23 protein-coding genes are annotated in these 24,855 nt (G+C 72.8%); 5 read left to right on the top strand and 18 right to left on the bottom strand.

What is annotated here, in order from left to right; genetic code table 11:
- Nucleotides 1–12: 12 nt before the first annotated feature.
- A complete protein-coding gene (locus tag ABD948_RS15115) occupies nucleotides 13–930 on the top strand; it encodes an alpha/beta fold hydrolase (protein ID WP_345267272.1) in 918 nt (305 codons plus the stop codon).
- Nucleotides 931–936: 6 nt separating this feature from the next.
- Here ABD948_RS15115 and ABD948_RS15110 read toward each other — a convergent pair whose 3' ends face one another.
- Complete coding sequence (locus tag ABD948_RS15110; protein ID WP_345267270.1) at nucleotides 937–2,391, bottom strand: WS/DGAT/MGAT family O-acyltransferase; 1,455 nt, start codon at nucleotides 2,389–2,391, stop codon at nucleotides 937–939.
- Between the two features lie 103 nt (nucleotides 2,392–2,494).
- Between ABD948_RS15110 and ABD948_RS15105 the strand changes: the two genes are divergently transcribed.
- Nucleotides 2,495–3,760: an alpha/beta hydrolase fold domain-containing protein gene (locus ABD948_RS15105; protein WP_345267268.1), complete on the top strand. Its 1,266-nt coding sequence runs from the start codon at nucleotides 2,495–2,497 to the stop codon at nucleotides 3,758–3,760.
- A gap of 11 nt (nucleotides 3,761–3,771) precedes the next feature.
- Here ABD948_RS15105 and ABD948_RS15100 read toward each other — a convergent pair whose 3' ends face one another.
- The gene (locus tag ABD948_RS15100; RefSeq protein ID WP_345267266.1) at nucleotides 3,772–5,901 is read right to left on the bottom strand and encodes an acyl-CoA dehydrogenase family protein; all 2,130 of its coding nucleotides are present in this window, start codon (nucleotides 5,899–5,901) and stop codon (nucleotides 3,772–3,774) included.
- A 289-nt stretch (nucleotides 5,902–6,190) separates the two neighbouring features.
- On the opposite strand from ABD948_RS15100, the gene ABD948_RS15095 reads away from it, so the two are divergent.
- A complete protein-coding gene (locus ABD948_RS15095; protein ID WP_345267264.1) occupies nucleotides 6,191–7,675 on the top strand; it encodes a hypothetical protein in 1,485 nt (494 codons plus the stop codon).
- A gap of 10 nt (nucleotides 7,676–7,685) precedes the next feature.
- Entirely contained in the window at nucleotides 7,686–8,357 is a 672-nt protein-coding gene (locus tag ABD948_RS15090) for a class I SAM-dependent methyltransferase (RefSeq protein WP_345267262.1), read from the top strand.
- Here ABD948_RS15090 and ABD948_RS15085 read toward each other — a convergent pair.
- The 3 genes from ABD948_RS15085 to ABD948_RS15075 are packed head-to-tail and all read right to left on the bottom strand — an operon-like array spanning nucleotide 8,325 to nucleotide 11,532.
- On the bottom strand, nucleotides 8,325–9,422 hold the full coding sequence (locus ABD948_RS15085; RefSeq protein WP_345267260.1) for a prenyltransferase: 1,098 nt from the start codon (nucleotides 9,420–9,422) through the stop codon (nucleotides 8,325–8,327). The two genes, ABD948_RS15090 and ABD948_RS15085, sit on opposite strands and share 33 nt — an antisense overlap.
- Nucleotides 9,415–10,215 carry a class I SAM-dependent methyltransferase gene (locus ABD948_RS15080; protein WP_345267258.1) on the bottom strand — a complete coding sequence of 267 codons (801 nt, stop codon included), beginning with the start codon at nucleotides 10,213–10,215 and terminating at the stop codon, nucleotides 9,415–9,417. The genes ABD948_RS15085 and ABD948_RS15080 overlap by 8 nt, the downstream gene beginning before the upstream one ends.
- Before the next feature lie 12 nt (nucleotides 10,216–10,227).
- Nucleotides 10,228–11,532: a glycosyltransferase family 4 protein gene (locus ABD948_RS15075; protein WP_345267256.1), complete on the bottom strand. Its 1,305-nt coding sequence runs from the start codon at nucleotides 11,530–11,532 to the stop codon at nucleotides 10,228–10,230.
- A gap of 255 nt (nucleotides 11,533–11,787) precedes the next feature.
- On the opposite strand from ABD948_RS15075, the gene ABD948_RS15070 reads away from it, so the two are divergent.
- Nucleotides 11,788–12,393 (top strand): TetR family transcriptional regulator, encoded by a 606-nt coding sequence (locus ABD948_RS15070; RefSeq protein WP_345267254.1) that lies wholly within the window; start codon nucleotides 11,788–11,790, stop codon nucleotides 12,391–12,393.
- A gap of 300 nt (nucleotides 12,394–12,693) precedes the next feature.
- On the opposite strand, the gene ABD948_RS15065 is transcribed toward ABD948_RS15070, so the two are convergent.
- The 13 genes from ABD948_RS15065 to ABD948_RS15005 form a co-directional block, all read right to left on the bottom strand.
- Nucleotides 12,694–13,449: an SDR family NAD(P)-dependent oxidoreductase gene (locus ABD948_RS15065; RefSeq protein WP_345267253.1), complete on the bottom strand. Its 756-nt coding sequence runs from the start codon at nucleotides 13,447–13,449 to the stop codon at nucleotides 12,694–12,696.
- Between the two features lies 1 nt (nucleotide 13,450).
- Nucleotides 13,451–14,371, bottom strand: a complete 921-nt coding sequence (locus tag ABD948_RS15060) for a 3-oxoacyl-ACP reductase (protein ID WP_345267252.1) — start codon at nucleotides 14,369–14,371, stop codon at nucleotides 13,451–13,453.
- Between the two features lie 4 nt (nucleotides 14,372–14,375).
- Nucleotides 14,376–14,567: a ferredoxin gene (locus ABD948_RS15055; protein ID WP_345267251.1), complete on the bottom strand. Its 192-nt coding sequence runs from the start codon at nucleotides 14,565–14,567 to the stop codon at nucleotides 14,376–14,378.
- 13 nt (nucleotides 14,568–14,580) lie between these two features.
- On the bottom strand, nucleotides 14,581–15,051 hold the full coding sequence (locus ABD948_RS15050) for a pyridoxamine 5'-phosphate oxidase family protein (protein WP_345267250.1): 471 nt from the start codon (nucleotides 15,049–15,051) through the stop codon (nucleotides 14,581–14,583).
- Nucleotides 15,052–15,054: 3 nt separating this feature from the next.
- A complete protein-coding gene (locus ABD948_RS15045) occupies nucleotides 15,055–16,053 on the bottom strand; it encodes an NAD(P)/FAD-dependent oxidoreductase (protein WP_345267249.1) in 999 nt (332 codons plus the stop codon).
- A gap of 102 nt (nucleotides 16,054–16,155) precedes the next feature.
- The gene (locus ABD948_RS15040; RefSeq protein WP_345267248.1) at nucleotides 16,156–16,929 is read right to left on the bottom strand and encodes a hypothetical protein; all 774 of its coding nucleotides are present in this window, start codon (nucleotides 16,927–16,929) and stop codon (nucleotides 16,156–16,158) included.
- Nucleotides 16,929–17,486: a hypothetical protein gene (locus ABD948_RS15035; RefSeq protein WP_345267247.1), complete on the bottom strand. Its 558-nt coding sequence runs from the start codon at nucleotides 17,484–17,486 to the stop codon at nucleotides 16,929–16,931. The genes ABD948_RS15040 and ABD948_RS15035 overlap by 1 nt, the downstream gene beginning before the upstream one ends.
- A 20-nt stretch (nucleotides 17,487–17,506) precedes the next feature.
- Entirely contained in the window at nucleotides 17,507–18,751 is a 1,245-nt protein-coding gene (locus ABD948_RS15030; protein WP_345267246.1) for an MCE family protein, read from the bottom strand.
- A gap of 8 nt (nucleotides 18,752–18,759) precedes the next feature.
- Entirely contained in the window at nucleotides 18,760–20,148 is a 1,389-nt protein-coding gene (locus ABD948_RS15025) for an MCE family protein (RefSeq protein ID WP_345267245.1), read from the bottom strand.
- Nucleotides 20,145–21,413, bottom strand: coding sequence for an MCE family protein (locus ABD948_RS15020; RefSeq protein WP_345267244.1), 1,269 nt, complete (start codon nucleotides 21,411–21,413; stop codon nucleotides 20,145–20,147). The genes ABD948_RS15025 and ABD948_RS15020 overlap by 4 nt, the downstream gene beginning before the upstream one ends.
- On the bottom strand, nucleotides 21,410–22,402 hold the full coding sequence (locus ABD948_RS15015) for an MCE family protein (RefSeq protein WP_345267242.1): 993 nt from the start codon (nucleotides 22,400–22,402) through the stop codon (nucleotides 21,410–21,412). The genes ABD948_RS15020 and ABD948_RS15015 overlap by 4 nt, the downstream gene beginning before the upstream one ends.
- Nucleotides 22,402–23,523, bottom strand: coding sequence for an MCE family protein (locus ABD948_RS15010; protein WP_345267240.1), 1,122 nt, complete (start codon nucleotides 23,521–23,523; stop codon nucleotides 22,402–22,404). Before ABD948_RS15010 ends, ABD948_RS15015 begins: the two co-directional genes overlap by 1 nt.
- Nucleotides 23,520–24,851: an MCE family protein gene (locus ABD948_RS15005; RefSeq protein ID WP_345267238.1), complete on the bottom strand. Its 1,332-nt coding sequence runs from the start codon at nucleotides 24,849–24,851 to the stop codon at nucleotides 23,520–23,522. Before ABD948_RS15005 ends, ABD948_RS15010 begins: the two co-directional genes overlap by 4 nt.
- Between the last annotated feature and the right edge of the window lie 4 nt (nucleotides 24,852–24,855).

The following is a 24,855-nucleotide window of genomic DNA, read 5'->3' as shown; positions in this document are numbered from 1 at the left end:
AGTCTGATCGGCATGCTCTCCCCCCGCGACCTCGTGGACCGGCGGTTCTACCTGCCGTGGGCGCGCATCCCCGACGGCGAGGTGCTCGAGCTGCCCGGCCGCGGCAGCACGTTCGTGACCGACACCCCCGGCCCGCGACCCGACTCCCCCACCGTCGTCCTGCTCCACGCGCTGGCCTGCACCGGCCTGCTGACCTGGTTCCCCGCCGTCGAGCCGCTCTCGCGGCGCTACCGGGTGATCACGCTCGACCAGCGCTGGCACGGCCGCGGCATCCGCAGCGAGGAGTTCTCGCTCGTCGACTGCGCCGACGACGTCGCCGCCGTCGCGCAGGCGCTGGGCGTCGAGCAGGCCATCGTCGTCGGCTACTCGATGGGGTCCGTGGTGGCCCAGCGCGTGTGGCGCCAGCACCCCGGCCTCGTGGGCGGCCTCGTGCTCGGCGCGAGCACCGACCGCTTCCAGAAGGCGCCCTACGAGCGCCTGTTCTTCACCGGCGTCGCCGCCTCCATGGGTGGCATGCGCACGGTGGCACGCTCGCGCGCGGCCTCCGCGGCCGCCCGCGCAGCCGCCGTCGCGCTGGCCGGCGAGCCCACCGACGTCCAGGACTGGGCGCTGCGCGAGCTGCGCTCCACCAGCCCCTGGGCCGCGGGCCAGGCGCTCGCCGCGCTGGGCCGCCACCACTCCCGGCCCTGGCTGGGGGCCATCGACGTGCCGACCGCCGTCATCGCGATGATGCGCGACCGGGTGATCCCGACGCCACGCCAGCTCGCGCTCGCGCGCGCCGTCCCCGGCGCGACCCTCCACCAGGTCGACTCGGGCCACGCCGGCGTCGTGCTGGAGTCGGAGAAGTTCGTGCCGGTGCTGCTGGAGGCGGTCGCGACCGTGAACGCGCGCCGTCGCGACGTCTGGCGCACCCGCCGCCGCGTCCGCTGACCTCGGTCAGTCGGCGTCCGCACGCTCCGGATCGGCGACGACGGCGAGGGAGCGGCCGGTGACGGCGGCGGCAAGTGCGGAGAGCTCGGCGGGGAAGCGCTGGGCCAGGCCGTCGACGTCGGGCAGCGACTCACGGCAGGCGATGACACCCACGTGCACGCGGCCGTTGTTGCTCATCACGGTGATGTTGAGGCCGGCGCCGTGGAAGACGGGCCCGAGGGGGTAGAGCGCCCGGATCTGGGCGCCGCTGACGTAGAGCGGGACCGGGGGGCCGGGGACGTTGCTGATGACCAGGTTGTGCACCACCGGGTGCTTCTCGGCCAGGCGCAGCCCGGCGTAGGCGCGCACGGCGAGGCCGAAGGTGCGGGGGGCGGCGAACTCCGCCCAGTCCTGCAGGGAGTCGGCGCTGATGGCCTGGTGGTGGTCCTTGGCGTTGCGGTTGGAGCGCGACATCTCCTCGAGCCGCTCGAGCGGGTCCTCGAGGTCGGTGCCCAGCCGGGTGAACAGCGCCGAGACCTTGTTCGCGCCGCCGCTGCGCCGCGACTCCTCGCGCACCGAGACGGGCACGGTGGCCAGCAGCGAGGAGTCCGGCAGCTCGTCGCGGTCCTCGAGGTAGGAGCGCAGGGCACCGCCGGCGACGGTCAGCACGACGTCGTTGACGGTCGTGCCGGTCGCGTTCTTGACCCGGCGGACCTCCTCGAGCGACAGGTCGGCGAGCGCGATCGCGCGGTGCCCGGTGATGGTGCCGTTGAAGGAGGTGCGCGGGGCGGTGAGCGGTGCGGCCATGGCGGTGCCGCGCCGGGCGCGGTCGATGGTGCGGGTGATGCCCTTGCCGGTGGGGGCCAGCAGCTTGACGCCGGTCAGCGGCCGCCGCGTGGCGGTGCTGACGACGGCGCGGCCGAGCAGCTCGGGGCGGCTCGGCTCGCGACCGAAGCCGCCGTGGTCCTGGCCGGCACCCATCGGCGGGGCACCCGGCTCGAGGCTGCACAGGTGCGAGACCAGGTTGGCTCCCGAGACGCCGTCGACGGTGGCGTGGTGCATCTTGGTGAACAGGGCCACCAGCCCGTCGCGCTCGCCGTCGTCGTAGCCCTCGATCGCCCACATCTCCCACAGGGGGCGGGAGCGGTCCAGCGGCTGGCCGGCCAGGTGGGCGGTGAGCTCGGCCAGCTCGGCGTAGCCGCCGGGGGTGGGCAGTGCCAACCGGTGCACGTGGTGCTCGATGTCGAAGCCCTTGTCGCGCACCCACACGGGGTGGTCGAGCCCCAGCGGGACGCGACGCAGCTTGCGGGTGAACTCGGGGACGTCGCGCACCGCGTCGTCGATGTCGTCGCGCAGCCGGGCGAAGGAGTACGGCTCGGACATCGTCGAGGGATCCAGCACCATGACCGCACAGACGTGCATGAGCTGGGCGGGGGTCTCCAGGTACAGGAAGCTGGCGTCGAGCCCGGAGAGACGGTCCATGGCGCGCATGCTACCGCCAACTAGAACCTGTTTCACTTTTTGGTGAGGGTGACTCGCCCCACCTCCCGGCCGGTCACTGAGAGCACCGATTAACCTGGCCCGCATGGGGTTCTTCCGGCGCCAGGTCGTCACGGCCGCGCTCACCGCCAACGCCGTCCGCCCGATCCCGGGGTTCCGCACCGGCATCCCGGCCTTCTTCGCCGGCTGGCTGACCGGGGAGCTGGCCCCCCACGCGCTCGCCGTCACCGCTGCCGACACCGCCGTCCACCTCGCACACCCGCCGGCGGGCGGCCGCAGCCGCGCCGGTCTGGCGTTGTCCGCGGTGAGCACCGCCGGTCTCGCCTACCTGGTCGCCCAGAGCCGCCGGGTGCGCGAGCTCACCGAGGAGGTGCTCGAGGAGGCGCTCGGCGCCGACTACGTGGAGCAGCTCGACGCCCTGCCCACGCCCTCGGACCTGGCCGTGCCGTGGCGCCAGCTGGTCAACCCCTTCCGCTCACGTGCGACCGGGTACCAGGTCGAGCGCGACATCGCCTACAACGCCCACGGCCGCCGCGGGTACCTCGACGTCTACACGCCCGAGGGCGGCGTGCCCCGGGGCGGGGCGCCGGTGCTGCTGCAGGTGCACGGCGGCGCCTGGACGATCGGCAACAAGGACCAGCAGGGTCTGCCGCTGATGCGACACCTGGCCGCCAAGGGCTGGGTGTGCGTCGCCATCAACTACCGCCTGGCGCCCCGCGACCCCTTCCCGGCGCAGGTGATCGACGTCAAGCAGGCCATCGCCTGGATCAAGGAGCACATCGCCGACTACGGCGGCGACCCCGGCTATGTCGCCATCACCGGTGGCTCCGCCGGCGGACACCTGGCCGCGCTGGCCGCGCTGACGCCTGGCGACAAGGACTGGCAGCCCGGCTTCGAGGACGCCGACACCTCCGTGCAGGTGGCGGCGCCCCACTACGGCGTCTACGACATGGCGGGGTCCACCGGTCTGCGCCCGGCCACCCTGATGCGCGACCGCTTCCTGGCGCCGCGGATCATGCAGAAGCGCTGGAGCGAGGACCCCGAGCTCTTCGAGGCGGCCTCCCCCATCCTGCGCATCACCGACGACGCCCCGGACTTCTTCGTGCTGCACGGCAGCCACGACACCCTGGTGCCGGTGGAGCAGGCGCGGCTGTTCGTCGAGCGCCTGCGGGCCACCACGCGGCGCACCGTCGTGTACGCCGAGCTGCCCGGCGCCCAGCACGCCTTCGACATCTTCCCCTCGATCCGCTCCAGCCACGTGCTGCGGGCCATCGACCGCTACCTGCACTGGCACTGGGCCGGCCACCGCGCGCGCACCGGCAAGGCTGACGCGGGCGCGGCACGGGACTGACGCGGAGCCTCTCAGCCGCGCGGCAACCCCAGGATCCGCTCGCCTGCGACGTTGCGCAGCACCTGCGTGGTGCCGCCCGCGATCGAGAGGCAACGGGTGTTGAGCATCTCCCAGACGGCGGAGCGCGCCTCGTCGTCGTCCTCGGCCGGCGCGACGGCGCGCGGCCCGAGCAGCTGCACGACCAGCTCGGAGCCGTCCTGACGGTTGCGCACGCCGAGCAGCTTGGCCACGCTCGACTCGGCCCCAGGGCCCCGGCCCGCCAGCGAGCGCAGCGTGGTCCGCACGCCGAGCAGGGCGCAGACCGTCGAGAGCGCCACGGAGCGACCGACGGCGACCTCGGCCACCGGTCCCACACCGGAACCGGATCCGGCGAGGGCGACCGCCCGCTCGGTCGAGCGGTCCAGGCGACTCGTGGCCATGGCCACCCGCTCGTTGGCCAGCGTGGTGCGCGCCAGGCGCCAGCCGTCGCCCGGCTCGGCGACCAGGCAGTCGTCGGGGACGAGGACGTCGTCGAGGAAGACCTCGTTGAACAGCGCCTCGCCGGTGATCTCGCGCAGCGGCCGTACCTCGATGCCCGGTGAGCGCATGTCGACGAGGAAGTAGGAGATGCCGCGGTGCTGCGGCGCCTCGGGGTCGGTGCGCGCCAGGCAGATGCCCCAGTCGGCGCGGTCGGCCACCGAGGTCCACACCTTCTGGCCGGTGAGCCGCCAGCCGCCCTCGACCCGCTCGGCGCGGGTGCGCAACGAGGCGAGGTCGGAGCCCGCACCCGGCTCGGAGAACAGCTGGCACCACACCAGGTCGCCGAGCAGAGAGGGCCGCACGAACCGCTCGCGCTGCTCCGCGGTGCCGTGCTCGAGGATGGTCGGCAGCGCCCAACCGGCGATCACGATGTCGGGCCGCTCGACCCCGGCCCGCGCCAGCTCCTGGTCGATGACGAGCTGCAGCACCGGGTCGGCCCCGAGCCCGGCCGGTGCCGGCCAGTGCGGCGTCAGGTAGCCGGTCTCGACCAGCAGCTCTCGGCGTGCCGTGGGGTCGGTCTCGGCGGCGATCCGCTCGACGCCGGCGCGCACCTCGGCGCGCACCGCCTCGTCGCGACCCTCGAGGTCGAGCTCGACACGACGACGGGTGCCCGCGACGGCCCGCGACGTCAGCCGGGCGGCGGCGGCCTCGGGGTCGGCCAGCAGGCCGCGCAGGGCCAGCGCGCGCCGCAGGTAGAGGTGGGCGTCGTGCTCGTGGGTGAAGCCGATCCCGCCGAGCACCTGGATGCAGGCCTTCGCCACCTCGACGGCCCCGTCGAAGCAGGTCACCTCGGCGACGTCGGCGGCGAAGGCCCACTGCTCGTGCCTTCCCTGCGAACCGTCGAGCGCGTCGAGCGCACAGGCGGCGTCCCACGCCGCGGCGGTGACCGCCTCGGCGGTCTCCAGCATCTCGGTGCACAGGTGCTTGACGGCCTGGAAGGCCCCGATGGGCTTGCCGAACTGCTCACGCACCTGCGCGTAGGAGGTGGCGGTGGCCAGGCACCACCGGGCGACACCCGCGGCCTCGGCCGCCGCCAGGGTGACGGCCGTGCGACGCAGCAGCTCGGCGTCGACGCCGGGCAGGGCCACGACGCCGGCGGCCTCGACGTCCACGCGCACCCGGTTCCAGCGGCGACTCAGGTCGAGCGGCCCCACGGCGGTCGGCGTCACGGCCTCGACGGGCGCGAGCAGCACCGGCGCACCCGTCCGCCCCTCGACGACCAGCAGGTGCGAGGCGGAGGGCAGGTCCCAGGCCAGCCCGTCCAGGACCAGCGACACCACCGAGCCGCTGCCCACCTTGACGGCACCCTCGGGCAGGTCGGCCACCCCCGCGAGCACCCGGCCAGCGACCGCCGGGCCCAGCAGCGGGCCGGGGACCAGCGCGTGGGCGCACGCCTCGAGGGCGATCGCCTGCTCCAGCCACGTGCCCCCGCCACCCCCGGCGGACTCCGGCAGCGCGATCGTGGCGGCGCCCATCTCGCAGAGCGCGGCCCACGTGGCCGCGAACGCAGCGTCGGCGTCGTCCTCGGCGGCGCGCACCGCGGCCGGCCCCTCCAGCGAGCCGGCCCAGTCGCGCAGGGTGGTGGCTAGCTCCTCGTGGTCGGGTGCGACGCCCAGCGACACGGTGCCTCCTGCGGGTCGGTCGCCGTCGACGACCAAGAACTAGAACATGTTCCACCTTAGCGTCTCCGGCCGTTTGGCGGCAGCCAGGACGGGGAGACTGCCTCACGTGACGCCGCCCGGTCCCCCACCGCCCCCGCTGGGCCCCCCGCCGTCCGGACCCCCGCCGTCCGGCCCACCGCCCACGAGCCCGCCACCCGGTCCCCCCTGGGGGCCGCCACCCACCACCGGACGACCAGCGCCGCGACGGCGCACGGCGCTCTGGGTCGTCCTGGCGTGCCTGGTCGCACTGGTGGGCGGGGGCGTCACCGCCGTCGCGGTCGGATCCGGCGGCGACGACGGCGAGCCGTCGAGCCAGCAGGACACCGGGGCACCGGACCCGGACAGCGAGGACACCTCCGAGACCGGCGTCGACCCCGGGGAGCCCGAGCAGGCCGACCCCGTCGAGGAGCCCGAGCGGATCACGCTCGGCCCGAACGACTACCTCAGCCCGTGCCAGCTGGTCACCCTCGACGACGTCACGACGATCTTCGGCCGACTGGGGCCTCGCGGCTACGTGCGGCAGCAGATCATCGAGGAGTCGATGTCGCCGGCGGTGTTCCGCAGGGAGACCGACACCCTCTCGCGGGCCATCGACACGACCTGCACCTACAACTTCGGCGACGACGACGTCACGAGCCTCACCGTCCGGGTCGACCAGCACCGCTCCGCTCGCGAGGCCGCGGCGCGCAAGCGCTACACCGCCCGGCTGGGCAGTGGCGCCGAGCTGCGCAAGATCAAGCGCGAGGTGACCCTCGAGGGCTTCGAGTGGCTCATCGACGCCACGGAGGAGCTGGCCGAGGACGGTGGCGGCGTCCCGGTGCGGGGCGACGACTCGCTGCTCTACATCGCGGGGCGCGGCTCCTACCTCACCCAGGCACGCAACGCGGCGGTCTCGTTCGAGTACGGCCCTCTCAGCTTCGACCCCGGGCCGCTCAGCGAGCGCGAGCGGCGTTTCCAGGACCCGCGCATGCTGCGGCTGGCGCGCCTGGTGGCTCGTCGCGTCGCCGACCCCGACCTCCCGCAGGACCGTGGCCCCTCGAACCCCGACGGCCGCGAGGAGTTCGCGCCGGGCGTGCCTCACGTGGACGCCTGCGCGGTGCTGTCGGCGGCGTTCCACGAGGCGTTGACCGGCAAGCGGCCCGACCCCGGCGCCGAGACCAGCAGCCTCCCCGTCGACACCGCGGCCCGCAAGCGGCAGGGCACCACGGCGATCTCGCGGACCGGGCGCAACGAGTGCTCGCGCCGCACCTCAGGGGTCGGTGAGGGCGCGAACCGGACCACGGGCGCCGACTCCACGCTGGTGGTGCAGTACGCCCGCACGCCCGAGGAGGGCGAGACCCTGCTCGAGGAGGTGATCATCAACCGCTACTTCGACGAGGAGGACGAGGCGCGCTTCACCGTCCGCGACCTCATCGCCTCACGGCTGGTGACGCCGCAGACGATCGAGGGGGTCGACACGATGTACCTCTTCGACTCCGAGGCGTCGACCGGCAAGGAGAACCGCTCGCTCGCGGCCTTCGTGCGCGTCGGCTCGCGGGTCTTCACGATCACGGGCTTCCGGCCGAGCAAGGACTCGCTCGACCTGAAGTACCCGACGGTGCAGGGCTTCCGCGACGCTGCCGAGGTGCTCGCGGCCGAGCTGCCGGAGATCTCCCCGGAGACACCGGTGGACGCATCGCCGCAGGCGGCTGAGCCCGAGGACCCGGAGGAGCAGCCGTCGTCCGCGGATCAGTAGCCTGCGCGGCATGCCAGACCTTCCCGACCTGCCGCCCGAGATGCTCGAGCACGCCCGCGCGACCCGCGGCTTCATGCCCGAGGACGAGGGCGCGCTGCTGCACCGGTCCGCGGTGCGGGCGCTCGCCGAGGGGCCGGCGCTCGAGGTGGGCACCTACTGCGGCAAGTCCGCGATCTACCTGGGGGCGGCCGCCCAGGCCGTCGGCGGCCCGCAGGCGATCGTCTTCACCGTCGACCACCACCGCGGATCGGAGGAGAACCAGGCCGGCTGGGAGCACCACGACCCCACCGTCGTCGACCCCGAGCTCGGCCTGATGGACACCCTGCCGTTCTTCCGACGCGCCATCGCCCACGCGGGCCTTGAGGAGCAGGTGGTCGCGCTGGTGGGTCGCAGCGGCACCGTCGCCGCGCACTGGCGCACGCCACTGGCACTGCTGTTCATCGACGGCGGCCACGCCGAGGAGCCGGCGCAGGCCGACTACTCCGGCTGGGCGCGCTGGGTGCGGCCCGGTGGGCTGCTGTGCATCCACGACGTGTTCGCCGACCCCGCCGACGGCGGCCAGGCGCCGTACCACGTCTACCAGCGCGCGCTGGCCGGCGGCAGCTTCACCGACGTCGAGGCGTGCGGCTCGATGCGGGTCCTGCGCCGGTCAGCCGGGGTGGCCGGCGAGCCGGTCGGCTGACTCGGGCGCACACCCGCACTCCAGCGCCAGCTCGGGCGGGTGTGGTGCCAGCGAGGTGCCGCGCATGATCCCGGAGCCCGGCGAGCTGTGGCCGTAGGTCTCCCCCAGCGCGTCGACCGCGAGGATGACGGCGGCCGCGGTGTAGGTGGTGTGCTCGTGCGGCCAGTGCACGTCGTCCCCGGAGACCCAGCCGGTCCAGTAGCGGCCGTCGGTCTCGCGCAGGCGCAGCTGGACGTCGGCCAGCAGCGCGACCGCGCGGCGGTGGTCGCCGACGGCGTCGAGCGCCATCGCCAGCTCGCAGGTCTCGGCGCCGGTGAACCACGGGTTGGTGTCGACGCAGCGGATCCCCAGCCCAGGCTGGACGAAGTCGTTCCACCGGGAGTCCAGGAGCGCAACGCCGGCCTCGCCGCGCACGGCACCGCCCAGCACCGGGTAGTACCAGTCCATGGAGTAGGTGGACTTGTCGGCGAAGAGGTCACGGTGCTCGCGCAGGGCGTGGCCCAGCCGGCCACCGGCCAGCTCCCACTCCGGCTGCGGTTCGCCGAGCAGCTCGCCGATGGCCAGGCCCGCACGCAGCGACTGGTAGATGCTCGAGGAGCCGGCCAGGAGCGCGAACGACTCGGTCGGCGTCCAGTTGATGCCACCGAAGGGCAGTTGCTGGGAGACCACCCAGTCCAGGCCTGCGCGCACCGAGGGCCAGTAGCCCCGGACCCAGTCGATGTCGTGACGCACGAGCCAGTGGTGCCAGACACCCACCGCGAGGTAGGCGCTCATGTTCACCTCGCCGCGCTCGTCGTCGACGGCTCCGGCGACGATCTTCATGGGCCACGAGCCGTCGGGGCGCTGCATGGTGGGCACCCAGGCGTAGGCGCGCTCGGCGGCCTCCACCTGACCGCCCACGAGCATCGCCATCGCGGCCTCGACGTGGTTCCAGATGTCGACGTGCTCGCCGGTGGTCCACGGGACGGCGCCGCACGGCTCCTGCATGGCGGCGATCGCGGCGGCGGTGTCGGCCACCTGGCCCTCGGTGAGGACCCCGGTGACCCAGGGCAGCGGCTCAGCCATCGGTGTCCACGCTGTCGTCGGCCCGGACGGCCGGCGTGGTGCGCGGACCCTGCTCGGGCTTGCGGAAGTACAGCACCATGCTCTTGCCGATCAGCGGGTCGAGCACCTTGCCGGCCAGGCGCAGGGCGCGCGGCTGCTTCATGATCTCCCACACCAGCAGGCGGTGGTAGGCCTTGGCGGCGGGGTGGTCGTCGTTGTTGACGCCGACCGCGCACTTGATCCACCAGTAGGGCGCGTGCAGGCCGTGGGCGTAGGACTTGCCCTCGAAGACCATCGCGGTGCCGGGCGTGCCGTCGTTGGGGCGGCCGGCCTTGGTGATCTTGTCGACCAGCTCGTGGTCGGTGTAGATGCGGATGTGGCCACCCTCGGCGTTGTGGTACTCCTGCGAGAGCCTCCAGTTGACCACCTCGGGCAGCCACCGCGGCACGGAGACGGCCAGCGTGCCGCCCGGGCGCAGCACCCGCACCAGCTCGGTGATGGCGTCGACGTCGGCCCAGATGTGCTCGAGCACCTCGGCGGCGACCACGCGGTCGAACTCGCCGTCGGCGAAGGGCAGCGCGAGCGCGTCGCCCTGCTTGATGTCGGCCTCGGCGCCCGCCGGCACCTCGCCGGCCTCCTTCATGGCGCCGAACAGCTCGAGCACGCCGGCCAGCTCGTCGCCGTCGCGGTCGAAGGCCACGACGTCGGCGCCGCGGCGGTACATCTCGAAGGCGTGGCGGCCGGCGCCGCAGCCCATGTCGAGCACGCGGTCGCCCGCGCGCAGGCCCAGGCGGTCGAAGTCGACGGTCAGCATCCGGGGGGCTCCTCAGGCTCGGGTCGGGTCGGTGGGGGACGAGACGGCAGGCGACGGCGCGGCGTCGGGGTGGTGCTCGCGGCGGTGGTCCTCGATCACCCGCTCGTAGGCAGCGGCGACCTTGACGGCGACCGCGCGCCAGCTGAACAGCTCCTCGACCCGACGCCGACCCGCGGCGCCCATGCGGGCGCGGCGCTCGGGGTCGTCGAGCATGCCGGCCAGCGCCGCGTGCAGCTCGCCGACGTCGCCCGGGGTGACCAGGTCGGCGCACTCGCCGTCGGGGCCCACCACCTCGGGGATGGCACCGGCGCGCGAGACGACCAGCGGGGTCGCGCACGCCATCAGCTCCGCGGTGGGCAGCGAGAAGCCCTCGTAGAGCGAGGGCACGCAGGCCACCTCGGCCGAGCCCATCAGGTCGACCAGGTCGGCCTCGGAGAGCCCGTGGGCGAAGCGGACGGCATCACCGATCGAGAGCTTCTCGATGAGCTGCTCGGTGCGGCCCCCGGGCTGCGGCTTGGTGACCAGCACGAGCTCGACGTCGCGCTCGGTGCGCAACTTGGCGAAGGCCTCCAGCAACGTGGAGACGCCCTTCATGGGGGCGTCGGCGCTGGCCATGGCCATGATCCGGCCGGGCACGCGGGGCGTCGTCGGCGGGCGGAAGCCGTCGTCGACGCCGAGCAGGATGACCTCCATCCGCGCGGGGTCGACGCCGAAGTCGGTGGCGATGTCGCGCTTGGAGGCCTCGGAGGGCGTCATGATCGCGCGGGCGCGCCGGGCGACCTTGCCCTGCATGCGCAGGAAGCCGTACCAGCGGCGCAGGGTGAGCTTGCGCCACGGGTTGCGGGTCTGGGCCAGGTCGATGCGCCGGTCGAAGGTGATCGGGTGGTGCACCGTGGTGATCAGCGGCAGGTCGACCTTCGCGGGGTCGTCGATGTCGAGCATCCCGTAGCCCAGCACCTGGTTGTCGTGCGCGACGTCGAACTCGTCGCGCCGCTCGGCCAACAGCCGGGCGACCCGCTTGCTGAAGGTGCGTGCCTCGGGGAAGCCCGCCAGGCACATGATCGCGAACTCCTCGACGTCGATCCGGTCGCGGAACTCGCGCAGCTTCGGCACCCGGAACGGGTCCGGCTCGCGGTAGAGGTCCAGGCTCGGGACCTTGGTGAGCGCCACGCCCTCGTCGAGGTCGGGGTAGGGCTGCCCGGAGAACACCTCGACGGTGTGGCCCAGGCGGGCCAGCTCGCGGCTGAGGTGGCGGATGTAGATCCCCTGACCGCCGCAGTGGGGCTTGCTCCGGTACGACAGCAGTGCGATGCGCATGCGCTGGTGACCTCTGACCTCTCTCATCACCCCGCCGCGCGGGGACCGTCCGGGCACGTGCTCCGGGTGCGTCGACGCGCCGGCCGGACCAGGTGGAACGTGTTCCTATCATGCTCCACCGCTTGCTAGCCTAGTCGGGCGGTCCACCGGCCGTCGGGAGTCCGCAGCACGTCTCAGCGTCGCGATGTGGCGGGCGACACACCGCACCACCCGCGGAGCCCACCCCCTCCCTCGGACGACCAGGAGCAGCACCACATGAGCGCGACCAACTCCCTCTCCACCGAGGACCTGGGCTCCACCGCCCAGCGCGACCGGCGCAAGCGCATCCTCGACGCCACCTACGAGCTGGCCTCCGAGGGCGGCTTCGACGCCGTGCAGATGCGCGCGGTCGCCGAGGCCGCCGAGGTGGCGCTCGGCACGCTGTACCGCTACTTCCCCTCCAAGATCCACCTGCTCGTCTCGGCGCTGGGCCGCCAGTTCGAGTCGGCGGAGTCATCGCTGGTGACCCGACCCGTGCCCGGTGACACGCCGGCGGAACGGGTCATCTGGGTGCTCAAGCGCACCAGCCGCGGCCTTCAGGGCGACCCGCACCTCACCGAGGCGCTCACCCGCGCGTTCATGTTCGCCGACGCCTCGGTGGCCAACGAGATCCACGCCGTCGGCATGTCGATGACCTCGATCCTCACCCACGCCATGGACCCCGAGCGCAGCACCGAGGTGACCGAGGACGACGTCGCCATCGCCCGCGTGATCGGCGACGTCTGGCTCTCGGCCCTGGTCGCCTGGGTCACCGGCCGCTCCACCGCCGCCGAGACCGCCGCCCACATGGAGACCGCCGTCCGCATGCTGCTCAGGGACTGAGCAGGGCTGAGCTCGCGAAGCCCTGCTGATGGTGGTCGAGTAAGCGAGACGCGGGTGAGCCTGCGAACCCGCGCGGAGCGCATCGAGACCTGTCGACTCACCGACCGAGCACCAGCGCAGCAATCCGCGGGTGAGGAACGAACCCGCGGGGAGCGGAGCGGGGCAAGACCAGCCGGCCGCCCGCCGCCACCGCGACGACGCACCGCAGGGCATCCGACATACGGCTCACCGGATCTCGGTACGCCCAGCCCCTCGCAAGCTCGGGACAGCGCTACTCGATCAACGGCGGTGGACCAGCGCTCACCCCCCGAACGCGTGCGTGCTGGTGACACCGCCGTCGACGGCGATCTCGGCACCGTTGGTGTAGGCCGACTCGTCGCTGGCCAGGTAGACGTAGACCGGGGCGATGTCGGCGGGGGTGCCGACGCGGCGCAGCGGCACCCGGGAGGCGCCGAACTCCATGGCGGCGTCGCCGCCGTGCACGCGGGTCATGGGGGTGTCGATCATGCCGGGGTGCACGGAGTTGACCCGGATGCGGTGGCGGCCCAGCTCCATGGCCGCGCACTTGGTCATGCCGCGGATGGCCCACTTGGTGGCGGCGTAGGCGGTGCAGCCGGCCATGCCGGCCAGGCCCTCCACCGAGGAGGCGTTGATGATCGAGCCGCCGCCGTTCTTGCGCATCGTGCGCGTGACGGCCTGCATGCCGAGGAAGCAGCCGAGCTGGTTGACCCGGAACAGCAGGTCGACCTCGTCGCGGCCCATCCGCTCGATGTCGCCGAAGCGCAGGATGCCCGCGTTGTTGGCCAGCACGTCCACCGGGCCGAAGCGGGCGTTGGCGTCCTCGACGACGGCAGCCCACGAGGTCTCGTCGCTGACGTCGTGGTGCGCGAAGTGGGCGGCCTCGCCCAGCTCGTCCGCGAGTGCCTGACCCTCGTCCTTGGCGACGTCGGCGATCACCACCCGGGCACCCTCGGCCACGTAGGCACGGGCGATCGCTGCGCCCTGACCCATCGCAGCACCGGTGACGATGGCGCTCTTGCCGCTCAACCTGCCCACCTCAGACCTCCAGCGCCATGACGGAGTCGGCGGCGAAGCCCACGGCGGGGTCCCGCTCGGCGAAGAAGCCGCCGAGCTGGCCGGCGAGGTCGTCGGGCGTCCACGCCGAGCCCGCGGCGTCGAAGCGCTGCTCGACGACCGGAGCGGCGACGAGCGCCACCATGCCGCCGTACACGACGAAGACCTGGCCGGTGATCCGCGCTGCGGCGGGCGAGGCCAGGTAGGCCACCAGCGGGGCGACGTGCTCGGGCGAGTACGGGTCGATCTCGGCACCCGAGGTGTCCTCACCGAAGACCTGGGCGGTCATCGCCGTGCGGGCGCGCGGGCAGATCGCGTTGGCGCGCACGCCCATCCGACCCAGGCCGCGCGCGCTGGAGAGCGTGAGGGCGGTGATCCCCGCCTTGGCCGCCGCGTAGTTGGCCTGGCCGGGCGAGCCGCCCAGGAACGCCTCGGAGGCGGTGTTGACGATGCTCGCCTCGACAGGAGCACCGCTCTCCTTCGAGCGCTGCCGCCAGTAGGAGGCGGCGTTGCGCGAGAGCAGGAAGTGCCCGCGCAGGTGTACGCGGATCACGTCGTCCCACTCCTCGTCGGAGAGGTTGAAGAGCATCCGGTCGCGGGTCATGCCGGCGTTGTTGACGACGACGTCGAGCGAGCCGAGTCCCTCGACGGCGGCAGCGATCATGGCGTCGGCCGTGGAGCGCTCCCCCACGTCGCCCTCGACGACGGAGACCTGCCCGCCGGCGGCCTTGATCTCCTCGACCACCTGGTCGGCGGCCCCCGGCAGGTCGTTGACGACGACGGCCGCACCCGCCGCGGCGAGCGCCAGCGCCTCCGCGCGGCCCAGGCCGGCGCCGGCCCCGGTGACGACGGCGACCTTGCCCTCCAACGAGGTGGCCGTGGTGAGATCGGTGCTCTCGCTCACGCGCTCAGTCCTCCAGCGAGATCGCGGCGCGGGGGCACGCGGCGACCGCGCGCTTGACGTCCTCGAGGTTCTCGGGCGTCGTCTCCTCGGCTTTCACCTGCAGGTAGTCGTCGTCGTCCAGCTCGAACACCTCGGGTGCCATCGCCTCGCACAGGGCGTTGGACTCGCAGAGGTCGAAGTCGACCTTGATCCTCATGGTGCGTCCTTCCTCAGGTCATCTTGCGGTGGTCCCACGTGGCCACGTGCTCGGCGCGGATGATCACCGCGACCCGCTTGGTGGCCTGCTTCTCGACCGTCTCGCGGCCGAAGTCCCCCAGCTCCTCGAACGAGGCCGCCCCGAGCATCCGGGTGGCGACGCGGGAGCCGATGTCGAAGATCCCTTCGGCATCGCGGACGATCTCGGCGGTGCCGGTGATCGAGACGCCGCGCAGCTCGAAGTAGTCGACGCCGTCCTCGACCAGCGCGCTGACCCGTGGGTCGCGCTCGAGGTTGCGGATCTTCTGGCTGCGTCCGTAGGTCCAGAAGGCGAGCGAGCCGTCGGGCTCGATCACGTAGAACAGCGTGCTCAGGTGCGGAGCGCCGCTCGGGCCGATGCTCGCCACCTGCACCTTGAGGTTCTCGGTCAGCAGCTGGCCGACCTCCTGGTCGTCCATGCGCACCGCGTCGCGTCCACCAGCCATGGCTCAGCCCTCCTCGGACGAGTGGCCGGGGAAGACCTTCGCCCCCGGGTCGATGGCGACCGTCGCGTTGTTGACGGCCGTGGCGGCCTCGCCGAACCCGACGGCGATCAGCCGCACCTTGCCGGGGTACTCCGTGATGTCGCCGGCCGCGAAGACGCGCGGCAGGTTGGTGCGCATGGCGGGGTCGACGCAGATGTGCCGCTTGCTGACCTCGATCCCCCACTGCTGCAGGGGCCCGAGGTCGGCGATGAACCCGAGCGCCGCCACCACGGCCTGGGCGGGCAGCGTCGTGGTCTCGCCCGCCACCTCGACGTCGACCTCGGCGAGCGCACCACCCCCCGGGCCGGTGCGGCCCTGGGTGTCGCGCAGCGCGGTCACCTGCGCCTTCGTGATGATGCGCACCGAGGAGTCACGCACCTGCTGGACGGTGCGCTCGTGGGCGCGGAACGCGTCGCGGCGGTGCACGAGGGTGACGCTGGAGGCGACCGGCTCCAGGTGCAGCGCCCAGTCGAACGCGCTGTCGCCACCACCGACGATGACGACGTCCTTGCCGGCGTAGGGCGCGAAGCTGGGCACGAAGAACTCCAGGCCGCGGCCGACCCAGCCCTCGCCCGCGGGGAGCGGGCGCGGGCTGAACTTGCCGATGCCGGCGGTGATGACGACGGCGCCGGCACGCACCGAGCCGCCGTCGTCGAGGCCCACGGTGACGCCGTCGTCGTCGGTCTCGAGCGTCGTGGCGGTGCGGTCGAGCAGGTACTCCGGCTTGGCCGAGCCGGCCTGCTGCACCAGCCCCTCCACGAGGTCGCGGCCCTTGATGCCCGGGAAGCCCGCGACGTCGAAGATCTGCTTCTCGGGGTACATCGCGGTGATCTGGCCACCGAGCTCGGGCAGCGAGTCGACGACCGCGACCCGGTGGCCGCGGAACCCCGCGTAGTAGGCGGCGTAGAGGCCGGTGGGCCCCGCGCCGATGATCAGGAGGTCGCACTCGACGGTGGAGGTCACGCCGGCGATCCTTCCTGGCTGGGGGCTCCGCGACAAGCACCCGCGCGGTACCGGGACGCCTCGCAGCGTGCCGCCGACCCTACTGGAACAGGTTCTAGTTTGTCAGGCCGTCTCGAGGTCGGCGACGAGCCATCCGTCGTCGGTGCGGACCATCGTGACCAGGGCCCGGAACGGGGTGTACACGGCGTCCTCGCCGTTCTTGGTGGAGAGCGAGTTGAGGAAAACCAGCACCTGCGCCTCGGTGTCGTTGGCGCTCACCACGCCCTGCGAGACCACGCTGACCTGCACCTCGGTCTTGTTGCGCAGGAAGTCGGGCTTGGCGTCGTCGGTGGTCGCGCGGAACTCCTCGGCGAAGTCGGAGGTGAGCAGCGCCGTCGCCGACTCCACCTGCGCGTCGTACTCCTGCCAGGAGCGGGCCACCAGGTCGTAGGCCGCCTGCCCGGCCAGCTGCGCCACCGAGCGGGCGTCGGCCGGCGAGATCGTGAGCAGGTCCTCGCCGTTGGGCGCCGTGGACCCCGTCCCGGCCGCCCGCGGCGCCGGGTCCTCGCGCAGCCCCAGGTAGATGCCACCACCGAGGCCGGCCAGCGCCAGCACCACGATGACGGCGGCGAGCACCAGGGTGGTGCGACGCGAGGCCAGCAGTCCGGGTCCGGGCGTCGCGACCTCCTCCCCCGTCTCCTGCTGCTGCGGCGACCCCGCCGGCTCCTCACGGACACGGGGCGCCGGGTCGGGCGCCGGGTCGGGCGCCGGGTCGAGCGCCGGGTCGAGCGCCGCGTCGGGCGCCGGGTCCGGTGCGCGGCCGGCGACGCGGCGGGGACGGGCGCCGGGCTGCACGCTCGAGGGACGACGGCGCGGTGGTCGTGGGGTCGCGGCCATCAGGCGAGACCCTCCACGAACTGCAGGTCGCTGGCCTTCCAGGCGCCCTCGACCAGCGAGAGCTGGATCTGCAGGCGGAAGGTACGGGCCACGGGGGCCTGGTCGGTCTGGTCGTTGGCCACCGTGCCGGTGGTGGCCACGATGACGGTGGCGCTGTCCTGGGCGGCGGTGACCACCCCGGCCCACACCACCTCGCCGGTCATCACGGCGCGGGCACCCCCGAGCAGCTCGAGCAGCTCGTCGGTGCCGCTGTCGTACTGCTCGGCGAACTCACCGGTGGCCAGGGCGCGCACGCGCTCGATCGAGGCGTCGACGTCGTCGTAGCGGATGTTGACGAAGGCGGTCGCCACCTCCGTGGCGGCCGCGACCACCTCGCTGAACTCCCGGCGCTCGGCGGCGCTCGCCGCGGTGAGCCCGCCCGCCTCGACGGCGAGGGCCGGTGCGGGCTCCTCCTGCACGGCACGCACCACCACCACGCCGACCAGCGCGGTCGTGCAGGCGGTCAGCAGCGCCACCACGTAGAGCGCGATGTTGGTCCGACGGCGCGAGCGGAGCACCTGCTCGTCCTCGGCCGGCGCTACTGCACCGCGGGGCCGATCAGCATCCACTTCCAGGCGTCCTCTCCGAGGATCGACGACGGCGGGCTGCCCAGCCGCACCGGCTTGCCCTGGGCGTCCACGACACCGGGGACCTGGCCGGTCCTCGGGTCGTAGTAGCCCAGCGACGCGCGGCCGGGGTTGGGGTTGCTGGGCTGACCGGGAGCGTAGTTGAAGCCCCGGTAGTTGGTGTCGAGTCGGGTGCACCGCGCCGGGAAGATCGGCGCGTCGTCGAGCTCGTTGCCCTGACGCCACTCGCTGGGCGGGAGGTAGCCCTCGGTGCACGGCTTGGTCTGGTCGAACTGCAGGTTCACGTGCCCGAAGCCGTCGGGCGTGGTGCCGGTGAAGCCGCTGCCGATCAGCCGCGGGAAGGAGACGAGCAGCTGCTCGACGCCACGCAGGTGCGCCGTCACCACCTGCTGCACGCTGATGGCGTTGCCCAGCAGGATGGGCAGCGTCGGCTCGAGGTCCTCGAGCAGGGCCTGCACCTCGCGTGCGGCGCCCGGCGTCTGCTCGAGCACGGTGCGCAGGTCCTGGTCGCTCTCGCGCAGCGTGCGGGTGACCAGGCGCAGGTCGCGGCTGAAGGAGCGCAGCTCGGCCTTGGTGTCGGCCTGGGTGCCCAGCACGATGCGCAGTCGCTGCAGCAGCGCGCGCGTGAAGGGCTCGTTCTCGGCGGCGGCGTCGACGAACTGACCGCCGTTGTCGAGCAGCTGCTGCAGCGGCCGGCCGGTGTCGTCGAAGAGCTGGCCCAGCTCGCTCACGGTGGTGCGCAGCGCCTCCTTGTCGACCGAGCCGACGAACGCGTCGAGCTCGACGAGCAGGTCGGCCTCGTCGACGGGCAGCGACTCGGCGCTGCCCGTGAGCACGGTGCCGTTCTCGGCGTAGGGGCCTTGGTCGTCGGCCGGCTCGAAGTCGAGGTACTGCTCGCCGACCGCCGAGAGGTTGTGCACGAACATCGGGCTGTCGACCGGCAGCTCGGTGCCGTCCTCCAGCTGGAGGGTGAGCGTGACGCCCTCGTCGGTGGCGCGCATCCGGCTGACCTCGCCGATGGAGACGCCGCGGTAGGTCACGGCACTGCCCTCGAACAGGCCCCCGGAGGTGGGCAGCGTGGCCTCCACGGTGATGCCGCGGCCGAGCACGCGGTCCACGATCCCCAGGTACGAGGCAGCCACGTAGACGATCCCGACGGCGCTCAGCACCACGAACGCGACGAGTCGGGTCCGCATGCCGGCGCTCATGCGGATCCCCCCAGGAGTCGGTCGCGGTCCGGCGACGGCGTCGGGCGCCCGCTGGTGGCGGCCCGGCCCAGGCCGCCGGTGGCGCCCCCCAGTCCGTCCAGCAGGTCGCCCAACCCGTTGCCCAGCCCGTTGCCGAGGTCGCCCAGCCCGTTGCCCAGGCCGGTGCGGGTGCCGAGCAGCCGGCACACGGGCGTGCGGCGGTAGCGAGGCAGCTCGCAGGCCTGACGCAGCTGGCCGAGCAGGTCGGCGCTGCGCAGCACGCGGCGGCAGGCGGGGCTGGTGAGGTTGCCCGACTCCAGGCAGTCGAGCACGCCGTCGACCAGCGGATCGAGCGGGGTGCCGTTGGTGAGGTCGCCGAGGTCGATCTCGGGCACGCCGATGCCGCGGAAGAGGTTGTCGAGGCTGACCTCGAAGCGGATCGAGGTGTTGGCGTAGTCGCCCAGCACCACCTCGGAGGCCTCCTGCGGGAAGGGGAAGCTGAGCAGCAGGTTGAGGCCCGGGGCCAACGAGTCACCTGAGGCCGAGAGCCGGTTGAGGATGGGCTGGAGGTCGCGCAGCGAGCTGAGGAGGTCCTCGCGACTGGCGCGGATCACGCGCGTCCCCACCTGGCCCAGCTCCTCGAGGTCGGTGAGCATGGTGACCAGCTCCTCGTGCTGCTGCCCCAGCACGCGGATCGCGGGGCCGGTGGCGTCGATCGCCTCGGTGATCACCTCGCGCTGGGCGTTGAGGGTGCCCGTGAGGCGGTTCATCGCCTCGAGGGCGGTGATGATGTCGCCCTTCTGCGCGTCGAGGGTGCCCACCACCGCGTCGAGGTTGCGCAGCAGCGAGCGCAGGTTGTTGGTGCGACCGCTCATCACGTTGTTCAGCTCGCGCGTGATGGTGCCGAGCTGGGCGACACCGCCGCCGGAGAGCAGGAACGAGAGCGCACCGAGCACCTCCTCGACCTCCGGGTTGCGGCCGGTGGCCTCGAGCCCGATCACGTCGCCGTCGGCGAGCCGACCGGCGGGCGGCTCGCCGGTAGGCTCCTCGAGGGCCACGTACTTCTCGCCGAGCAGGCTCACCTGGCGGATGTCGGCGATCGCGTTGGCGGGCAGCTCCACGTCGTCGCGCACGCGCAGGGTGATCTCGGCGTGCCAGCCCACGCGCTCCACCTCGGTGACCTCGCCGACCGTGACGTCGTCGACCATCACCGGCGATCGGGGCACGACGTTGAGGATGTCGGCGAACTCGGCGGTGACCTCGTAGGAGGCGTCGGCGTCGACCGGGGACCCGGGCAGCGGCAGGTCGTAGGCGCCGTCGAAGTCGCAGCCGCTGAGCAGGAGCGCACCGGCCAGCGCCGCCACGAGCGGCCGGGCCCAGCGTCGGGTGCACGGACGGGCGGTCACGAGGCACCTCCGAGCAGGGCCTCGACGCTGGTGTCGGTGCCGATGCGCACCGGGCCGCGCACCGGCGCCCGCGACGTGCCGGTCGCTCCCGGGGCCGTGCGCGGTGCGATGCCGGAGACCGACGGCGCCCCCGTGCCCGACCGCGCCGCGGCCGGCAGCCCACCGGCACCCTCGCGGGCCGCGGCCTGCTGGGCCAGCACGGGCTCGAGGAGCTGCTCGAGCAGGCGGCAGGAGAGCTGCCTGGTGGCGGCGGGGATGTCGGACTGCTGGATGATCGCGCAGAGCAGGCCGTCGGCGTCGGCGATGTTGCCGTCGAAGCCGATCCGCGAACCGATCGAGCCCGACTCGGCGTTGAAGGCGATCGCGAGGTTGCCCAGGGCCACCGGCGCGACCGTGAGGGCGTCGTCGATGGACTCGCGCTCGGAGTTGATGGTCTTCATGACCCGGCTCAGCTTCTCGACGTCGGTCACGAGCGCGCGGCGGTTGCCCCGCACGAAGGTGCGCACCGTCCCCACGGCGCTCGCCACGGAGTCGAGCGCGGCCGCCAGCTCCTCCCGCTCCTCCACGAGATCGCGGGAGACGCCTGCGAGGTCCTCGACGAAGGCGCGCACGACCTCGTCGTTGCGGGCCAGGTTGTCGGAGAAGACCGCCAGCTGCTCGACGGTGGCGAACAGGTCGCCGCTGCCCTGGCCGAACGTGACGGCCGCCGCCGAGAGGTCCTGCAGCATCTGGTTGCCCCGGGCGCCGTTGCCGCGCAGTGCGGTGGAGGCGGCCTGCAGGGTGCGGTCCAGCGTCCCGTCGGCGTTGACACCGTTGGGCCCCAGCGCCGATGTCAGGTCGCGCAAGGCCTTGTAGATGCGGTCCAGCTCGACCGGCACGCCGGTGTCGGCCAGGGCGATGTCGGCGCCGTCAGGGAGCGTCGGGCCCTCGGTCCACGCCGGGCCCAGCTGCACGAAGCGGTCCGCGACCAGCGTCGGCGTCACGACGGCGGCCTGTGCCTCGGCGGGCAGCCGGTGCTCGTCGTCGTAGACCATCTCCACGCGCACCGACTCGCCCTCGGGCACCACGGCGGTGACCCGGCCGATGGTCACGCCCAGGATGCGGACGTCGGTGCCCACGTAGACGCTGACGGCGCTCGGGAAGTGGGCGGTGACGGTCCGGGTGCCGCCGCCGGTCTCGCGGGAGAGCAGGAAGCCGCCGAGCAGCACGAGCACGAGCAGCACCGCGAGGGACCGCAGCGTGGTGAGGCGTCGCAGCAGGCTCACTGGAACACCTCCTCGGGGGGGACGGGCTGGAACTCACCGGTGGGGATGGCCAGCAGGTTGGAGGCGTAGGCGTCGAACCAGGGTCCGGTGCCGACGATGTTGGACAGGATGCTGGCGTAGGGGCCGAGGGCGGCGAGGGTGCCCTTGAGCTCCTTCTCCTTGCTGATGAGCAGGGAGAGCAGGTCGTCGACCTCGCGCAGGGCCGGCCCGATCTGCGCCTGGTTGTCGGTGGCGACACCGCGGAGCTCGACGGCGAGGCGACGCGCGTTGACCAGCAGCCGGTGGATCGCCTGCTTGCGCTTGCGCACCTCCTCGAAGACCAGCTCCGCGTTGCCCATCAGCGAGACCAGGTCGTCGCCGCGCGCGGCCAGCAGCGTGCTGACCTCGCGCGAGCTGGCCAGCAGCGCGCGGATCTGGCTGTCGCGCGAGGCGACCGTGCGCGAGAGTCGGGCGATGCCGTCGAAGCTGGCCTGGATCTCGGGGGCGGCGGCCTCGGTGGTCACCGAGACCTCGGTGAGCGCCTGCACCAGCTGGTCGCGGTCGAGCTGCTCGGTGGTGGTGGCGAGGTCGCCGAAGACGTCCACGATGTCGTAGGCCGACTCGGTGCGCTCGAGCGGGATGGCCTCGGAGCTGCTCTGCTGGCCCTCCCCCGCCGGCGAGAGCTGCAGGTACTTCTCGCCCAGCAGGTTGAGCACCTCGACCGAGGCCCGGCTCTCGGTGCCGAACTCGACGCCGTTGTCGACCTCGAACTCGACCCGCACGCGGTCGCCCACCAGGTCGACGGACTTCACCCGGCCGACCCGGATGCCGCCCACCTGGACGATGTTGCCGACCCGCATGCCGCTGGCGTCGCTGAACTCGGCGGAGTAGGTGGTGCCCCGGAAGCCCGGGAAGCTGGAGAGGTTGAAGGTGGCCGCCAGCATCAGCAGCATGATCACCACCGTGATGGCGCCCAGTCGGAGCGCGCGCGCCTGCGAGACCCGGGCCATCAGCGGTTGCACCTCGGCCGGTTGCTGCGCACGTTGATGTCGTTGAGGAGTCCGTTGAGCCGGTCGACCAGCTGGTTGGGGACGCCCCGGATCTCGGGCAGGGTGATCTCGGCGGAGAACCCGCAGACGTAGTAGCTGTACCAGCTGCCGTAGGTGCCGGTCCGGGTCTGGTCGGTCATCGACTCCGGCAGCCGGTCGAGCAGCTCGACGACGAGCTTGCGCGACTGCGGCGTCGTCAGGAGCGCCGAGAGCCGGCGCAGCTCGCGCAGGTCGGCCTTGAGCAGCGGTCGCCCGTCCTGCAGGAGGTCGGCGACCACCACGGTCAGGTCGGAGATGTCCTGCAGCGAGGAGCCGATGGTGTCGCGGTCGGCGGCGAGGTCGGCCATCCAGCCGTCGAGCTCGGTGATGAGCGTGGTCAGCTCCTGCGAACGGCTGTCGACGGTCTGCAGGGTGGTGGTCAGGTTGCCGATCACCTCGCCGATCAGCTGGTCGCGGTCGGCCAGGGTGGTGGTGAGCGAGGCGGTCTTCTGCAGCAGCCCCTGCACGGTGCCGCCCTCCCCCTGCAGCACCTGCACCAGGTTCATGGTCAGCTCGTTGACCTGGGCGGGCTGCAGGGCGTCGAAGAGCGGCTTGAAGCCGTTGAAGAGGGCCGTGAGGTCGAGGGCCGGCGCGGTCTGGCTGATCGGCAGGACGTCGTCCTCCTCCAGGGGCTCGGCGCCGGCGCTCTCGCCCTCCTCGATCGCCAGGTAGCGGTCACCGACCAGGTTGAGGAAACGGATCTCGGCGCGTGACCCGGTGGTCATGGGCACCTCGGCCTTGACCCGGAAGGTGACGATGGCCTGGCTGCGCTCGTGGTGGTCGACGTCCTTGACCTCGCCGACGCTCACGCCGGCCACGCGCACGTCGTCGCCCTTCTCGAGCATCGAGGCGTTGGAGAAGACCGCGCGGTACTCACGCCCCTCGCCGAACCCGACGTTGCCCATGATCGCGGCGAGCAGCCCGGTGACGAGCACAGAGACGACGGTGAAGATGCCGAGCTTGATGCCGGCCGCGATGGTGGCGGCGTTGCGGCGGTTGCGCAGCTTGCGGCCGTCACCGGCGCCCGGACCCGGCCCGCTCATCGGCCACCTCGCACGACGGGCCCGTAGAGCAGGGAGCCGAGCGAGCCGTAGGTGTCGGCGTCGCCGCCGCTGCGGCCGGCCAGCACCGCGTTGACGACGGCCTGGTCGCCCGGCGTGCCGGCCAACCCGCTGGACATCGTGCGCGCCGCGTTGGCCGCCGGGTAGGAGGGGGCGACGCGCTGTGGCGCCCCCGGGATGATGCTGGTCGGCGGGTTGTCGTCGAGGTCGGTGCCGTCGTCGAAGGCGTTGGGACCCGCCGGGACCGCCGGGTTGGGCAGGCCGGCGCACCAGGGTCCGCGACCGACCTCGCCGTAGACCGGGATGTCCTGCGGGCCGTAGGCGCGGTACTGGGGGGTGAAGACCTCGACGTACTGGCGGATCTCGTTGCCCGCGAAGGTCTTGGCCAGCAACGGCTTGTACTTGGCGGCACCGCGGACCAGGCACGGGAACTGCGGGGAGTAGGTGGCCAGCAGGTCGAGCACCGGCGCGGTCACCTCGCCGACGCGGACCAGGTTGGCCTCGTTGTCGGCCAGCACGCGGGTGCTGGTGCGGGCGAGTCCGCTGACGTCGCTGAAGAAGACGCCGATCTCGCGGCGCTTCTGGGTCACGGTCTTGGCGGTGACGGTCAGGTTGTCGAGGGTGGCCAGGAGGTCGGGTGCCGCGACGTCGTAGGAGTCGGCCACCTCGGCGAGCAGCACGAGGTCCTCGCGCAGCGTCGGCAGCAGGTCGGTGATGTCGCCCAGGTAGGCGTCGAGGTCTTCGAGGGTCTGGCCGAGCTGCTCGCCACGACCCTCGAGCGCGGTGGCCAGGGCGTTGAGCGTCATGTTGAGGTCGGCGGGCCGCACGGCACGCAGCAGGGGGAAGAGCTCGGCCAGGATGCGGCTGAGCTCGACGTTGACCTCGACACGGCTGGAGGGGATCACCGACCCCTCGCGCAGGCTGTCGGCGCCGCGCGCCGGGGGCATGACGAAGGAGAGGTACTTCTGCCCGAACAGGGTGGTGGGCAGGATCTGCACCCCGGCGTTCTCCGGGATCTGCTCGGCGGTGCCGGGCTGCAGCGCGACGCGGATCGAGGCCTCCTGGCCGTCCTGGTCGATGTCGCGCACCTCGCCCACCAGCACGCCGTTGAGCCGCACGTCGCCGAACTTGGCCAGCTGCAGCCCGGCCCGGTCGGCCTTGACCGTGATCATCGTGACCCGCGCGAAGGTCTTGTTGTAGACGCCGATGGAGAGCCCGATGAGCACCGCGATCGCGGTGAGGAACACGACGCCGGCCAACAGCAGGCGCACGTGCTCGCGCTTGCTGTCGTGGTGGATGTTGACCAGCACGGCG

The organism is Nocardioides nanhaiensis, assembly GCF_039542785.1.
Classification (GTDB): domain Bacteria; phylum Actinomycetota; class Actinomycetes; order Propionibacteriales; family Nocardioidaceae; genus Nocardioides; species Nocardioides nanhaiensis.
The sequence above is the reverse complement of the archived record's forward strand: the minus strand, read 5'-3'. Positions and strand labels throughout refer to the sequence as shown.